This window comes from Methylopila jiangsuensis (assembly GCF_027922305.1).
GTDB classification, from domain to species: Bacteria; Pseudomonadota; Alphaproteobacteria; order Rhizobiales; family Methylopilaceae; genus Methylopila; species Methylopila jiangsuensis.
The window spans coordinates 295,337-309,900 of sequence record NZ_BSFK01000016.1 but is presented as its reverse complement, the minus strand read 5'-3'; the positions used below and the strand labels follow the sequence as shown (position 1 = coordinate 309,900).

The 14,564-nt window shown below is 71.8% G+C and carries 13 protein-coding genes; all 13 read right to left on the bottom strand.

Annotation, left to right across the window (positions count from 1 at the left end; all coding sequences use genetic code 11):
* Positions 1-45 precede the first annotated feature (45 nt).
* The 13 genes from PKE85_RS14305 to hslV all read right to left on the bottom strand — a co-directional run bounded on the left by PKE85_RS14305 (position 46) and on the right by hslV (position 14,494).
* Positions 46-573: an RNA polymerase sigma factor gene (locus PKE85_RS14305; protein WP_271205441.1), complete on the bottom strand. Its 528-nt coding sequence runs from the start codon at positions 571-573 to the stop codon at positions 46-48.
* Positions 574-796: 223 nt separating this feature from the next.
* Positions 797-1,555: an iron ABC transporter ATP-binding protein gene (locus PKE85_RS14300; RefSeq protein WP_271205440.1), complete on the bottom strand. Its 759-nt coding sequence runs from the start codon at positions 1,553-1,555 to the stop codon at positions 797-799.
* Positions 1,552-2,508: an iron chelate uptake ABC transporter family permease subunit gene (locus tag PKE85_RS14295; RefSeq protein WP_271205439.1), complete on the bottom strand. Its 957-nt coding sequence runs from the start codon at positions 2,506-2,508 to the stop codon at positions 1,552-1,554. The genes PKE85_RS14300 and PKE85_RS14295 overlap by 4 nt, the downstream gene beginning before the upstream one ends.
* A complete protein-coding gene (locus PKE85_RS14290) occupies positions 2,501-3,478 on the bottom strand; it encodes an ABC transporter permease (RefSeq protein ID WP_271205438.1) in 978 nt (325 codons plus the stop codon). The genes PKE85_RS14295 and PKE85_RS14290 overlap by 8 nt, the downstream gene beginning before the upstream one ends.
* Positions 3,475-4,371 (bottom strand): siderophore ABC transporter substrate-binding protein, encoded by an 897-nt coding sequence (locus PKE85_RS14285; protein WP_271205437.1) that lies wholly within the window; start codon positions 4,369-4,371, stop codon positions 3,475-3,477. Before PKE85_RS14285 ends, PKE85_RS14290 begins: the two co-directional genes overlap by 4 nt.
* A gap of 82 nt (positions 4,372-4,453) precedes the next feature.
* Positions 4,454-5,299 (bottom strand): sugar phosphate isomerase/epimerase family protein, encoded by an 846-nt coding sequence (locus PKE85_RS14280; protein ID WP_271205436.1) that lies wholly within the window; start codon positions 5,297-5,299, stop codon positions 4,454-4,456.
* Complete coding sequence (locus tag PKE85_RS14275) at positions 5,296-6,594, bottom strand: DUF6005 family protein (RefSeq protein WP_271205434.1); 1,299 nt, start codon at positions 6,592-6,594, stop codon at positions 5,296-5,298. Before PKE85_RS14275 ends, PKE85_RS14280 begins: the two co-directional genes overlap by 4 nt.
* Positions 6,591-7,850 carry an AMP-binding protein gene (locus PKE85_RS14270; RefSeq protein ID WP_271205433.1) on the bottom strand — a complete coding sequence of 420 codons (1,260 nt, stop codon included), beginning with the start codon at positions 7,848-7,850 and terminating at the stop codon, positions 6,591-6,593. Before PKE85_RS14270 ends, PKE85_RS14275 begins: the two co-directional genes overlap by 4 nt.
* Entirely contained in the window at positions 7,847-9,559 is a 1,713-nt protein-coding gene (locus PKE85_RS14265) for an IucA/IucC family protein (protein ID WP_271205432.1), read from the bottom strand. Before PKE85_RS14265 ends, PKE85_RS14270 begins: the two co-directional genes overlap by 4 nt.
* Positions 9,543-11,381: an IucA/IucC family protein gene (locus PKE85_RS14260; protein ID WP_271205431.1), complete on the bottom strand. Its 1,839-nt coding sequence runs from the start codon at positions 11,379-11,381 to the stop codon at positions 9,543-9,545. Before PKE85_RS14260 ends, PKE85_RS14265 begins: the two co-directional genes overlap by 17 nt.
* A 167-nt stretch (positions 11,382-11,548) precedes the next feature.
* The gene (gene hslU / locus PKE85_RS14255; protein ID WP_271205430.1) at positions 11,549-12,841 is read right to left on the bottom strand and encodes an ATP-dependent protease ATPase subunit HslU; all 1,293 of its coding nucleotides are present in this window, start codon (positions 12,839-12,841) and stop codon (positions 11,549-11,551) included.
* A gap of 74 nt (positions 12,842-12,915) precedes the next feature.
* Positions 12,916-13,962 carry a hypothetical protein gene (locus PKE85_RS14250; protein ID WP_271205429.1) on the bottom strand — a complete coding sequence of 349 codons (1,047 nt, stop codon included), beginning with the start codon at positions 13,960-13,962 and terminating at the stop codon, positions 12,916-12,918.
* The gene (gene hslV / locus PKE85_RS14245; protein ID WP_271205428.1) at positions 13,946-14,494 is read right to left on the bottom strand and encodes an ATP-dependent protease subunit HslV; all 549 of its coding nucleotides are present in this window, start codon (positions 14,492-14,494) and stop codon (positions 13,946-13,948) included. The genes PKE85_RS14250 and hslV overlap by 17 nt, the downstream gene beginning before the upstream one ends.
* Positions 14,495-14,564: the final 70 nt, after the last annotated feature.

Here is a 14,564-nt window from a genome sequence, read left to right as displayed (position 1 = left end):
CGAACTATATCGGAACGTTTCTACAAAGCGCGTCCCTCAAAAAATTTAGCCGCGACGGCGACGCCAGGCCCGGCAGAACTCGAGCGCCGAGATCATCTCCTTCTCCACGGTGGAGACCGAGACGCCGAGCGTCCGCGCGATCTGCGGATAGCTCATCTCGTCCACCCGGCTCATCAGGAACACGGTCTGGGTGCGGGACGGCAGCGATTTCAGCGCGGCGAGTAGGTCGGCGAGCTCCTGCCGGCCGGCGGTCTCCGCCTCGGGGCCGACCGCGCCGGCGACCGCCTGCTCGGGGGTGACGCGCTCGGCGTAGGCCGCGCGCACCCGCTCGGCGCGCATGGCGTCGCGCGCAAGATTCTGCGCCGTGCGCACCACGAGGCCGAGATCCGCGCGGCCGACGTCGCGGCCGCTCAGTTTCACGAACGCGTCCTGCACCACGTCCTCGGCGGCCTCGGCGCAGCCGGTGATGCGGCGCACCAGACGGCGCAGGCGGGCGCGCTCATCAAGATAAATCCGCGCCAGTTCGCCCGACCAGACGCCGTCGCGACCGGAGGCGTCAGCGCGCGCGACCACGGAGTCCGAGGCCCCGTTCAGCGCGACGTCTTGTCTGGCTTTGGCGTAACGCATTGGAATGTTTCGAAATTGCTTTCGTTCGACTGCGGACAGGAACAGAATTTAACTCAACAAGTCAATGAAGCCGCTGCAGATCGGAATTTGTATTGTTCTAAACAACGATCGTATGAAGCCGCGGATCCACCGCCTGTGCCTGATGCGCGGCTCTGGTCGACCATTGGAATCAGAGGTGGTGCAGCACCACCGGCGTCCCGTCGATCCGCTCGACCCGCAAGGGCTGGCCGAACACGACGCTCAGCGTTTCCGGCGTCAGGAGGTCGCAGGGGGCGCCGTCGGCGACCACCCTCCCCTCCCGGAGAGCGATGATCCGGTCGGCGTAGGCCGCGGCGTGGTTGATGTCGTGCAGCACCGCCACGATGGTCTTCGCTTCAGCGTCGGCGGACGCGCGCAGCCGGCGCATCAGTTCGCGGGCATGCAGCATGTCGAGGTTGTTCAGCGGCTCGTCCAGCAGCAGGACGGGCGTGTCCTGGGCGAAGGCCATGGCGATCAGCGCCCGCTGGCGCTGGCCGCCCGACAGCGTGTCCACGAAGCGATCCGCCAGCCCCATAACGTCGAAGGCGGCGAGCGCCCGCTCCACATGGGCGCGGTCCTCCGCCGTCAACCGTCCGCGGCTGTGGGGGAAGCGGCCGAAGCCCACCAGCTCCCGCACCCGGAGCCGGCTCGCCACCGCCCCGTCCTGCCGCAGGATGGCGAGGCGCTTAGCGAGCTCCCGGCCGGGGGTGGCGTCCACCGGCAGGCCGTCCACGTGGATGCGCCCCGCCTGCAGCGGCAGCAGCCGGCCGATCAGCGACAGCAGCGTCGACTTGCCGGCGCCGTTGGGGCCGATCAGCGCCGTGACGCCGCCGCGCGGAATGGCGAGCGAGACGTCGTGCAGCACGCGGTTCGGCCCATGGGCGTGGGAGACGTTCTCGACGAGGATCATCGGCGGCGGCTTTCCGCGATCAGCAGCGTGAGGAAGACGAGGCCGCCGACGAACTCCACGACCACGGCGAGCACGGAGGCGCCGCCGAGCCCATGCTGGAGCAGCGCCTGACCCCCGACCAGCACCACCACGGCGAGCAGGGCGGCCGCCGGCAGCAGCGCGGAATGGCGGCGGGTTCCCACCAGCCGCTCGGCGAGCGCCACCACCAGCAGCCCTAGGAACACCACCGGACCGACCAGCGCGGTCGAGACCGCGACCAGCACCGCGACCAGCATCAGGAGGCCCGCCACCAGGCGCCGCCAGTCGATGCCGAGCGAGACGGCGGGATCGGCCCCGAGCGCCGCCACGTCGAGCGCATGCCGCGCCCGCCAGGCGAGCGCGCAGCCCGCCGCCGTGACGAGGCCGCCGACCGCGAGCAGCTCCGGATGGACCAGATTGAAGCTGGCGAAGCCCGCCGCGCTCGCCACCGCGAAGTCGTTCGGGTCGAGCACCCGCTCCACCAGCGCCTGAAGGCTGCGCAGCAGCAGGCCGGTGACGACGCCCGCCAGCAGCATCAGCGTCATGTCGAGCCGCGCCCGCAGCATGGGCAGGAACAGCGCGAGCGCCAGCGCCGACAGCAGCGCGGTCTCGCCGATGAACTTCAGCCGCGGATCGAGCCCCGCATAGCCGAGCGCGCCGAGGGTCAGCACCAGCAGCGACTGGATGAGCGCGTAAAGCGCGTCGAGGCCCATGATGGTGGGGGTGAGGATGCGGTTGCCGGTGACCGTCTGGAACACCACCGTCGAGACCGCCACCGCGACGCCGACCACCACCAGCGCGGCGAGCCGGGTGGCGCGCAGCTCCAGCGCGAACCAGACGTTGCCGCGGATGTTCAGAGCGAGGAAGGCCGCCGCCGCGGCGAGCGCCAGCAGAGCGAGGCCGCCGCAGACCCAGAGCGCGCGCCGCTCAGCCACGGGCGCGGCGTCCGAACAGCAGCCACAGGAACAGCAGGGCGCCCACCACGCCCATCACCACCCCGACCGGAATCTCGTACGGGAAGCGGATCACCCGGCCGATGAGGTCGCAGACGAGCGTGAGGCTAGCGCCTACGAAGGCGGTCCAGGGCGCGGCGTGGCGCAGGTCGTCGCCGATCAGGCGGGTGACGAGGTTGGGCGCCACCAGCCCGACGAAGGGCACCGCGCCCACCACCACAACCGTCAACGCCGAGATCACCGAGACGATGACGAGCCCGAGCCGCATCATGGCGGCGTAGTCGAGCCCGAGCCCGGTGCTGACGTCGCGGCCGAGCGACAGGATGGTGAGCCGGTCCGCCGCCCACCAGGCCACGCCCACCATGACGGCGCTGATCCACAGCAGCTCATAGCGCCCGCGCAGCACGCCGGAGAACTCGCCCCGGGTCCAGACCGCGAAATACTGCACCAGATCCGTCTGCCACGCCACGAACAGCGCCGCGGAGCCGATGACCGAGCCGTAGATCAGGCCGAACAGCGGCACCAGATAGGGCTGGCTCGGCGGCAGCCGCTGGGCGATGGCCAGAAACACCGAGGTGCCAGCGAGAGCGGCGGCGGCGGCGCCCAGCGTCTTCACCGGCAGGGCCGCGGCCGGGAACAGGATCGTCATCAGCAGCACGCCCGCCGCGGCGCTCTGGTCGGTGCCGGCGGTGGTGGACTCCACGAAGCGGTTGCGCGACAGCGCCTGCATCACCAGCCCCGCCACCCCGAGCCCCGCGCCGGCGAGGATGGCCGCGAGGGTGCGCGGCAGGCGGCTGGCGAAGATCAGCTCCCACGCCTCAGGGTCGCGCATCAGCCGCGCCGGCGACACGTCGATGACGCCCACCAGCAGGCTGAGCGTGGCGAGCAGAACCAGCGCCGCCCCGGCGGCGAGGCCGGGACGCGAGAGGCGGGGCGCGGCGAGAGCCGTCATTCGGCGGCGGACAGCGCCTTGGCGAGCGCGGTCAGCACGCGCGTGGTCGCCTGCACGCCGCCCGAGGCGACGTAGAAGTCCGCCGGCGGCACGTAGATCACATGGCCGTTCTTCCACGCCTTGGTCCCGGCCACGATCTCGTTGTCGAGGGTCGCCCTGGCGTTCTGCTCGTTGGAGCCGATGGCGGCGGCGCGGTCCAGCACGATCAGCCAGTCCGGATCGGCCTTGGCGATGAACTCGAACGACACCGCCTCGCCATGGGGCGCGTTCTGCATCTCCTTCAGCGTGGTCGGCATGCCGAGCGCCTGATGCACCCAGCCGAAGCGGGAGCCGGAGCCGAAGGCGGAGATCTTCGGCCCGTTGGTCATGATGATCAGCGCCGCGCCCTTGCCCTCGGCGGCCTTGCGGGCGGCGGCGAGCGCCGCGTCCAGCTCGGCGGTTGCGGCCTTGGCCTCCGCCTCCTTGCCGAACAGCGTCCCGAACGCCGCGACCCGGGCGCGCACGCCGCCGATCAGATCGGTTCCGGACAGGCTCATGTCGATCGCGGGCGCGACCTTCTCCACCAGCGGCTTCTTCGGCGACGAGCGGCCGCCGACGATGACGAGGTCGGGCTCCAGCGCGTTCAGCGCCTCGAGATCGGGCTCGAACACCGTGCCCACCGGCTTCGCCTTCTTCGCGACGGCGTCGAGCGCCGAGGTGTAGAGGTTGACCGGCGTTCCGACCGGCTGCACGCCGAGCCGCTCCAGCGTGTCGATGGAGGCGATGTCGTAGGCCGCGACGCGCTTGGGCGTCGCGGCGATGGACACGGGACCGGTCGCGGTCTCGATGTCGACGGCGAAAGCCGCGCTCGTGGAGACGAGCGCGGCGAGGGCGGCGGCGATGACGCGACGCATGGGTTCTGCCGGTCCTTTATCCGTTGTCGGGCCTATAAAACCGATAACGTCCCGGCTCGCCAGTCACGAACCTGACGCCCGTTCATCCGCCCTGCGCCGCGCCGAGCGGGGCCGCCGCGGCGAGCCGGGCCTGCAGGTCCAGCCGGTCGCGGGCCAGCGTCTCCACCACGTCGTCGCCGAACCATTCGAGCGAGGCCTGAACCGCCGGATCGCCGGCGAGCTCCTCCAGCAGCGGGGCGTAGTCCAGCGCGCCGGAGAACAGCGGCGTCATGCCCTCGCGCCGGCCGTTGGCGGCGTAGACGTTGGCGGGGTCGAACACGCCGAGATCGGCGCGGCCGCGCACGTTCTTGAAGTGATGATGCCGGATCCAGGGCTTCAGCGCCCGGTGGGCCGCCACCACGTCGTCGCCGCCCTCCCAGACGTGCAGCGCGTCGAAATTGATGGCGAAGGCCGCGTGGTCCACCTCCTCGGCGAGGCGCCGGGTGGAGGCGAGACAGTCGGCGAGCGTGCGCGGGTGGGTCTCCACCGCGAGCCTCAGCCCATGGGCCTCCGCCACCTCGCAGATGGCGCGCAGGCGGTCGACGATCGCGCCGCGCTCGTCCGCGGCCACGTCGAGGCTGCCGCGGGCGCCGGCGAAGGTGCGGATCAGCGGCGCGCCCCAGCGGATGGCGTGCTCGCACAGCCGGGCCGCGCGGGCGCGCACCAGCCGCTCGTCCTCGTCGGTCGGCAGGTAGTCGCTGACCATGGGCACGCTCAAGCCTTGCGTGGCCAGCCATTCGGCGTTCAGCAGCGGGGTCTTGGCCAGATTGCGGGCGTGGACGCCCCACAGCTCGATCCCGTCGAAGCCGTTGGCCCGGGCGAAGGTCGCGATCTCCTTCAGCGACGTGAGCTGGTGACGGAAACTGATGGTGCAGATGGAAACCTTCACGCCACCGCCCTCCGGTCGTCGAGGCCGCGCGCGGCCCGCCAGTCGTTGAACACCTCGTCGAGGCGGCGCTTGATCGCCGCCTCCAGCCGCTCCAGCCGGTCGAGCTCCGCGAAGGCCGCCGCGGCCAGCGCCCGGTCGCCGGTCTCGGCGAGGCGCAGCGCCTGCAGGGGATAGGCCTTGAGCCCGAGCGCCAGCGCCTCGATCTCGTCCGCCCAGCCCAGGAAATCCGCGTTCGGCAGCTTCAGCGCCCGCCAGAAGAAGGCGAAGCCGTGCTCGTAGGCGTATTTGCGGATCGCCAGCACCGGCAGCTCCTTCAGCGCCTCGGGCAGGCCCGCGAGCGTCAGCCCGTCGCGACCGTCGAGATGGGCGTCGAGGATGTCGCGCACGGCGGCGACCAGCGGGTTGTCGCGCCGGCGGAAGGTGGCCTCGAACCAGTCCGCCACATCCGCGTCGCGGGCGGGCCGCGCCTCGTCGCCGTCGAACACGTAGCCGCCCCCGACCGTCGGCTGGCGCACCGCGTTCAGCACCTTGTGGCGGGCGATCTCGCCCTCCCAGCGGAAGTCCGGATCGCGCACCATGAAGACGTCCGGGTCCGCCGCCGTCTCCAGCATCAGGTAATGGGGGAACGGGTTCTGGTTGAACTTGTTCTCCCGCTCCGGCAGGTGGAACAGGTCCAGCATCGCCATCACCGACACGCCGTCACGGCGGGTCTCCACCAGCTCCAGCAGGCGGGCGACGTTCGCCTCCTTCGGCGCGGCGTGGTCGTACCATTCCGTGATCGTGACGCCGTAGAGCCGCTCGAACCAGCGGTGGAACGCGGCGTGGCTCAGGCCGTCCGCGTGATAGCGCAGCGCGTGGTCCTGAACCGCGAACTCCGCGTCCCAGACGCCGAAGTAGAACGCCCGGTGGTCGATCCCGCGGGCTTTGAGCGCCGCGCAGACGCAGGACACGAAGCAGTGGATCTTGAGGTCCACGTAGTCCTCGCCATGGACGCCGAGCTCGTCGGACTCATCCGGCTCCGGCGCGGCCTTGGGCGCCTCGGCGCCGTCCTGAAGCCTGAGGAACAGCCGCGCCAGATCGCCCACGGTGGCGAGATCCTGCCGCACGATCGCCTCCTCCGGCGCCGCCAGCCCGTGACGCAGCTCCAGATTGAGGAACAGGTGCAGCATGAGGATGCTGTCGAGGTAGAGGTCCTCGTTCAGCCGCGCCTCGGGGCCGAACAGCTCCAGATGCGGCCGTTCCATGTCGTCCCGCAGGGTGACGTGGATCGCCTCGACGATGGTCTCGAAGGTCATCGCGCCTCCTCCCGGATAAGAAGCTCGCCCTTTGCGAAGGCGGCGGCGATCTCCCGCCGGCTCACCTTGCCGTTGGCCTGGCGGGGCACGGCGTCGAGCTGCGCCACCTGGGCCGGCAGCTGGTGGCCGGCGAGCGCCTTGCGGCACCAGTCCAGCACGTCGCGGGGCGGCACCGCCTCGCGGGCGCTGAACACGAGGCCGACCCGCTCGCCCGCGAACCGGTCCGCGAGCCGGAAGGCCACGGCGTCGGTGACGGCGGGCAGCGTCATCACCACGTCCTCCACCTCCTGCGGATAGACGTTGAGGCCCGAGACGTTGATGGTGTCGTCGAGCCGCGCGGCGAAGCCGAGCATGCCCTCCGGCGTCATCCAGCCAAGATCGCGGGTCTCGATCCGGCGCCCCCCGGCCGTGACCACGATCTCCGCCGGCGTCTCGGGCCCCGTCCCCGCCGCGACGCTGAGATGCGGCAGCGGGCGACCCATGAATTCCGGGCTCTCAAGTTCAGGATTGACGGCGATGACGCCCGCCTCCGAGCAGCCGTACTGCTGGAACAGACGGCGGCTGCGGGCGCGGATGCGCGCGAACCACGCCTCCGGCAGCAGCGTGCCGGAGGTCATGGCGGCGTTGAGCGTCTCGCCCGCGGGCAGAAGCTGCGCCAGCGTGTGCAGCACCGCGGGCGAGGCGTAGAGCACCGGCCGCTCGGCCTCCCGCAGCGCGCGGATCAGCGCCTTGGGGTTGGAGGGATCGATAAGGACCGGCGTCCGCCCCCGCTTCAGCCCCGCCAGCAGGCCGCAGATCAGCCCGTAGGAATGGGTGGTCGGGCAGGCGACCACCGGCGTCATGTCGTTGGTGTCCGGGAAGGCGGTCACGTAAGAGGCGAGCTCGCGCTCGATCTCGTCCCACCCCCGGGCGATGCATTTGGGCGCGCCGGTGGTGCCGGAGCTCATCTGCAGCAGCACCCCGCCGCCGCGCGCGGTCTCCGGCGCAAGGGCTTCGGACGTCCCGTGGAACGCCAGCCGCGCACAGCCCGCCTGCAGCGCCAGCCGGCGGGCGGCCTCGCGCGGGGTCGCCGGATGGACCGGCAGCACGCCCGCGCCCGCCGCGCGAAGCGCGAAGAACAGGCCGAGCCAGTCGGCGGCGTCCGGCGCGCAGACCGCGACGCTTGCGCCTGCGAGCGACGCGGGATCGCCCAGCGCGCGGGCGCCCTGCGCTTCGAGGGTTTTCGGGTCGAGAAGACGGTCGTCGACGCGGATCATGACGCCTCGCTGAGGCTGGCGGCGTCCGCCGCAAGAGGGTTCGGGACGAGAAGCGCCGCGGACGGGCCGCCGAGCTTGCGCGCCAGCAGCCGTTCCACGGCCACCTCGGGCGCGTCGACGCCCAGCGCGGCGCGGCGCTCCATCAGGCCGTGGGCGGCGTCATGGGCGCGGAGCCGCGCGGCGAGGCGGCGCCAGAACTCGGCCTCGGGGAAGCCGGCCTTCGCCTCGAGCAGCGCCGAGACGTCGGTGAGGTTGAAGGCCAGCAGCGCGTCCATCACCAGCGCGCGCAGCTCCTCCAGACTGTCCATGGGGAAGTATAGGTTGAGCGGCGCGTCGGCGTAGGCCGGATCCACGGCGGCGAAGTCGGGCGCCGGGCGGGACAGGAAGCCGTCCACATACTCCACGCAGTCGTGGAAATCCCGCAGGATCACCCGCTCCGGCCAGCCGTCGCGATGCACGAGGATCATGTTCTGGCCGTGGGATTCGGTCGCGATCCCGTGCGCCGTCAGCAGCCGCCAGACGGGCACCACCGCCACATCGATCAGCCGCTCCACCCAGCGGGTGGCGCCGTGGCGGGCGAGCCAGGGCGCCACGAACGGCTCGCCGTTGGATTCCGTCGCCGCCAGCGCGTTGAACGGCGCCGCCTGCTCTCCGGGCGAAAGCGCCGCCGCCGGGCTTTCGCGCCACAGCGCGGCGAGCCGGCCGCCGAGGGGGCCGTCGCGGTCCACCACCATGCCGGCGTACTCCCGCAGGATGGTAAGCCGGCTATCGTTCGCCAGCGCCGGATCGTCGGCCACCATCTCCGCCAGCCAGTCGGACATGAGCGGCGCCGCCTCCACCGAGTGGGGCTCGATGGTGCGCAGCGCCGAGGTGGCGCCCATGTCCAGCGACAGCTTCACATTGGCGCGGGCGGGATGATCCGCGTTGGTCAGGGTGCGCACCGACTGGGTGGCGCGGTAGCGGTCGCCGGCCTCGCCCAGTTCGTGGATCGCGCCGCAGGCCACAAGCTCCGCGAAGTCGCCGGCCTTCAGCCGCGCCCACTGCCAGGGATGGGCCGGGATCAGGCCATAGGCGGCGGCGTCGAGCCCGAGCGCGGCGCGGCGGCGGGACAGCTCCCGCGCGGCCTCGAAGCCCAGTTCCCGGGCGAGGAACGCCGCCTCGTCCTCGGGCAGCGCCTGCCGCAGCCGGTCGCGGGCGACCGCGAGCCAGACCAGCCGGAACGTCGCCCCCGCCTCCGGCCCGTAAGCCGCATGGTCGGCCTCCGTGAAGCCGGTGCGGGTCTTGAAGCAGGGGTGATAGGGATGGCCCTCGTCGAGCCGGGACTCCAGCTCGGCGAAGCTCAGGCCCCGGCGCATGCGGCGGGGCAGGTTGCGGGCGTTCCAGGCGCAGAGCGCCGCGGTCTGACGCAGTTCGCCGCGCAGCGCCTCGCGCGCCGCGCCGTCGCCGGGCGCGCAATCCACCAGCTCATCCAGCGTCGCGGGCGCCCAGCCCTCGGCCCCGAGCGCCTCCACCGAGCCTTCCACGATCCGCAGGCGTCCGAAGGGCCCGCGCGCGGCGACGCAGCGCAGACGCCGGCCGCCGCCGCTCCACTCGCAGCGCCTCAGCCCGCCGCCCAGATCGCCGGGCTCCGCGCGGGCCTCCACGAGGCGCTCGTACAGCAGCGCCGCGGCGAGCTGGCGGACGACGCGCTCGTCAGACGGCGACGGCACGGTCGCCTCCGAAATCGCAGACGCCCGGGCGGCCGAACAGCGGGTTGTCGACGCGGGCGTAGACGGCCGCCTCGTCGTCGGCGTCCAGCTCGTCGATGTCGAGCAGGCGGGTGACCAGATTGGCCTTGGAGGCGATGGACGGCCGGTCCAGCGCCGCGCGGGCGAAGGCCCCGCCGACGCCCGGCGTCTCCCGCGCCAGACGCTCCAGCCGCTCCGCCAGCATGTCGAGCAGCGCGGTCTCCGCGATCAGGCCGTCGTGGCCCATGCGGTTCACCACCGAGAACGCCTGATTGACCAGCAGGTAATAGCCGAAGCGCTCGGCGATCTCGCAGTCGTCGAAATAGAGCGCGCCGATGGAGGCCGCCTCCGGGATCAGCCGGTCGAGCGCGTGGCGGTGGCTGTTGGAGAGGTAGAAGCCCTGGCTGTCCCGGTAATAGGCGGCGCGGGGCAAAAGGCCGGTCACGTCCAGCAGCGTGTTCTGCTGGTGGGCCTCCAGCGCCACGCCCAGCTGGTCGTAGAGCGCGACCGGCGGCTCGATCGCGCAGTCGAGATAGGCGCGGAACCACGCCCGGGCGGCCTCGGCCACGCGCAGTCCGCTCTGGGCCGCGTGGTCGCGCACCAGCCGTTCGAGGCGGGACCGCCCGCCCGGCAGGGGCGGCGCGGTCAGCGCCGCAACCGTCGCGACGCCCCGGTCCCGGCCGGCGACGAAAGGATTTTCACGGAAGATGGTCTCGAAGCCGCTCTCGGCGCGGCCCGGCAGATCGAGCGTGACCCAGGCGGGATCCTGAATCACACGGAAGCGGGGATGGCGCTGCAGCCAGTCGGTCTTCGCGAACAGCCGCGCCACGGCGACGCCGGCCTCCAGCTCGTGGCGCTTGTTGACGCGCACCGAATTGGTGATGCGCACCGGCAGCGAGAACTTCGGCATCCACGCCCGGTCCGCGCTCCAGAGCGTGCGCACCGACGAGGTGGCGGCGACCTCCGGACCGCCCGGCCCCAGCAGCCGGAGCGCGCCCCGGTCCCTGAGCGCGGCGACGTCGGGATCGAGCAGCAGCGCCTCCGCCTGCAGCGGGTGCATCAGCAGCGGGACCTCGCCGTCCTTCAGGCCGAGCCGGTCGAGATCGGCCCCGAGGAAGCCGCGGGCGATCTCCGGCGCGCTGACGGCGGCGGCGGAGGCGTGGCGGACCATGCCGGAAGGCGCGGCGAAAACGGTGAGGCGGAAGCGCCCGCCCTGCTCCGGCTGGTAGGCCGGGCGCTGCCACCAGGTCATGCCCTGCAGGCTCTTCGGCGTCGGGTGCAGCCAGTGGCCGAAGGCGATGGACTGCTCGGCGGCGATGAAGCTGTCGTCGTCATCGGCGCCGGCGCCGGCCGCGAGGCAGGTCGCCGCGGACTGGTAGCTGCCCAGCACCCGCGACAGCAGCTCAAGCTCGCAGCCGCGCAGGCGCTCCGCCCGCTCCGGCCCGAAGCTGCGATAGGCCTCGTGCAGCAGGGCGATGACCGCGGTCATGGGGTCGACGCGGACGAAATCCTGCCCTTCCGCGCGCCGGATGTAGGCCCGGCCGAGCCGGTGCGGCCCGCAGGCCGACAGCGCCACCGCCTCGATGCGCAGCGCGCCGTTCTGGTCGCGCAGGAGCAGCTCCAGATGATCGGCCGCCACCTCGCCCACCGGGCGATGGCGCACCAGCGCCCCGGCGTCGATCTCGCGCACATAGCAGTTGGCGACGTTCTGCAGCGCCGCCTGCTCCGCGAGCCGACGCGCCTCCGCGCCGGTCAGGCGGACATTGGAGCCGGTCCTCAGCTCCGCCTTCTTAAGGGTCGTCATGGGCTTCCCCCGCACATCCCTTTGGCGCCGCGGATGAGCGGGCCTTTGGGAGGTGAACGGGCGACCTTCGCCGACCCCGTAAAATTTCTGCGAGCCGTTGTCAGGAGGTTCGCAGGAATGTCCGTCGCTCGTCCGCGCGCAAGGGTGGCCCTTCGAGACGGCGGCCCTTAGAGAATAAAGCGGCTGAGGTCGGCGTTCTTGGCCAGATCGCCCACGTAGCGGCGCACGTAGGCGCCGTCCACCGTCACCGTCTCGCCGCCGCGGTCGGCTGCGGTGAAGCTGATCTCGTCCAGCACCCGCTCCATCACCGTCTGCAGCCGCCGGGCGCCGATGTTCTCCACCGTGGAGTTCACCTCCACCGCCACGTCGGCGAGGGCGTCGATGCCGTCGGACGTGAACTGGAGCGTCACGTTCTCGGTCGCCAGCAGCGCCACGTACTGCTTCACGAGGCTCGCCTCGGTGTCGTTCAGGATGCGGACGAAGTCCTCCCGCGTCAGCGCCGAAAGCTCGACCCGGATCGGCAGCCGGCCCTGAAGCTCCGGCAGCAGGTCGGACGGCTTCGCCACATGGAAGGCGCCGGAGGCGATGAACAGGATGTGGTCGGTCTTCACCGGCCCGTGCTTGGTGGCGACGGTGGTGCCCTCGATCAGCGGCAGCAGGTCGCGCTGCACGCCCTCGCGGGAGACGTCGCCGGCCCGGCCCTCCCGGGCGCAGATCTTGTCGATCTCGTCCAGGAACACGATGCCGGCGTTCTCCACCGTGCGGATGGCCTCGGCGACGAGGCTCTCCTGATCGAGCAGCTTGTCGCTCTCCTCGGTGATCAGCGTGGCGTAGCTGTCCTTCACGGTGACGCGGCGGGTCTTCTTCTGGCCGCCCATGCCTTTGAACATCTCGCCCAGCGAGATCATGCCCACCTGCCCCGGCATGCCGGGGATCTCCATCATCGGCGGGCCGGAGGCGGCCACCTCGATCTCGATCTCCTTGTCGTCCATGTCGCCGTCGCGCAGCTTCTTGCGGAAGCTCTCGCGGGTGGCGGGGCTCGCGGTCGCGCCCACTAGCGCGGTCAGCACCCGCTCCTCCGCCGCCATGTGGGCCTTGGCCTGAACGTCCTTGCGCCTGGCCTCGCGGGTGAGCGCGATGGCGGCCTCCAGGAGGTCGCGCACGATCTGCTCCACGTCGCGGCCCACATAGCCGACCTCGGTGAACTTGGTGGCCTCCACCTTCAGGAACGGCGCGTTGGCGAGCCTGGCGAGGCGACGGGAGATCTCGGTCTTGCCCACGCCGGTCGGCCCGATCATCAGGATGTTCTTCGGCAGCACCTCCTCCCGGAGGTGGCCTTCGAGCTGCAGCCGGCGCCAGCGGTTGCGCAGCGCGATGGCGACGGCGCGCTTGGCGTCGCGCTGGCCGACGATGTGGCGGTCGAGCTCGGAGACGATTTCGCGGGGGGAGAGGTCGGTCATCGGGAAAACGGGTCCTTGTAAGCCCGGCCCCCCGCCCTTGGCGCGGCGGGACCGTCTTGTGTTTCGTCGGAAGATCAGAGCGCCGGCGGCAGCGCCGCCCTGAGCCGCGCTGGGGCGAGCGCCATCACCGCCCGGCGCAGCGGCCGCCAGCCGGCGCCGAGCGCCACCACGAAGCCGCCCAGCAGGATGAGGGAGGCCGCGAAGCGGGTGGCGTTGTCGAGTTCGGTTTGGGCGATCAGCACGCCGATGGCGACGCCGAAATAGATCAGCCCGGACATCAGCAGCGCGCGCCGGTCCACCAGCAGGGCCACCAGCGCCAGCGCCGCCACGACGCCCAGCACCGCCGCCGCCTGCGCCACGCTCGCCTCTCCCAGATCGGCGGCGGCGAAGGAGACCAGCGCATGCACGATCAGGGGCGCGGCCAGCAGATGCAGCCAGAAGGCGTTGTCGGCGGAAAGCGTCCGCCGCTCCGGGTCCATCAGGTCGAAGCCCATGGCGGCGATGAAGCAGGCGACGCCGCAGCCGAGCGCGAGCGGCGCGACGACGCTTTCCGCAAGGCCCGGACGGAAGGCCTCCAGCCCCGCGAGCAGCACGGCGATCAGCCCGGCCGCCACCAGCAGCGCCGAGAACGGCAGCCTGAACCGCAGGCGGAACAGGACCGCCGCGACGAGCGCCGCCAGCGCCACGCCCGGCAGCGCGTAGGGCTCATCCGCCGGCGCTCCCGGCAACCACAGCAGCGGCGCGGCGACCGCCTGCGCCACATAGGCCACGAACGAAATGGCGAGCGCGATGCTCGGCAGCACCAGCCGCTGGCGGCGGGTGAAGACCTCCGCCAGCGCCCAGACCAGTCCCGCGCCGGCGAGGAAGGCGTAAGGCGTCGCCTCGTAGGGGACGACCGCCAGGATGGCGAGGCGCAGGCCGAACAGCAGCGCCACGAGGCCGACGGTCATGAACACGTCGTGGAAGCCGCGGGCGAAGCGCACCTCCTCCCGGTCCACCGTGGTCGGGCCTTCGGCGCGGACGTCGCCGCCCTCGAGAAAGGCGCGCAGCCGCTCCGCCGAGACGGCGTCGATCACGCCCGCCGCGACCGCGGCCTCGAGCCGGTCAGCCGACGGTGTCAAGGCTTTCGACCGTAAGCTTGTCGTTGGTGTAGACGCAGATCTCGGCCGCGATCTTCATGGCCTTGCGCACGATGGCTTCGGCGTCCGCGTCGGTGTCGGCGAGCGCGCGCGCGGCGGAGAGCGCGTAGTTGCCGCCCGAGCCGATGGCGGCGACGCCGTCCTCGGGCTCCAGCACGTCGCCGGTGCCGGTGATGACGAGCGCCACATGCTTGTCGGCCACCAGCATCATGGCCTCGAGCCGGCGGAGATAGCGGTCGGTGCGCCAGTCCTTGGCGAGCTCCACGGCGGCGCGCAGAAGCTGGCCGGGATACTGCTCCAGCTTCTGCTCCAGCCGCTCGAACAGGGTGAAGGCGTCGGCGGTGGCGCCGGCGAAGCCCGCGATCACCTCGCCCTTGGCGATGCGGCGCACCTTCTTGGCGGTCGCCTTAAGCACGGTCTGGCCCAGCGTGACCTGGCCGTCGCCGCCGATGACGACCTTGCCGCCCTTGCGGACCAGCACGATCGTGGTGCCGTGGAGAATGATGTCGGACATGAGCGCTCCGGAAGAGATTCCGCAGCACAGGTAATCATCCGCGCCGATCTCGAAAAGAGCCGTGCGGGCG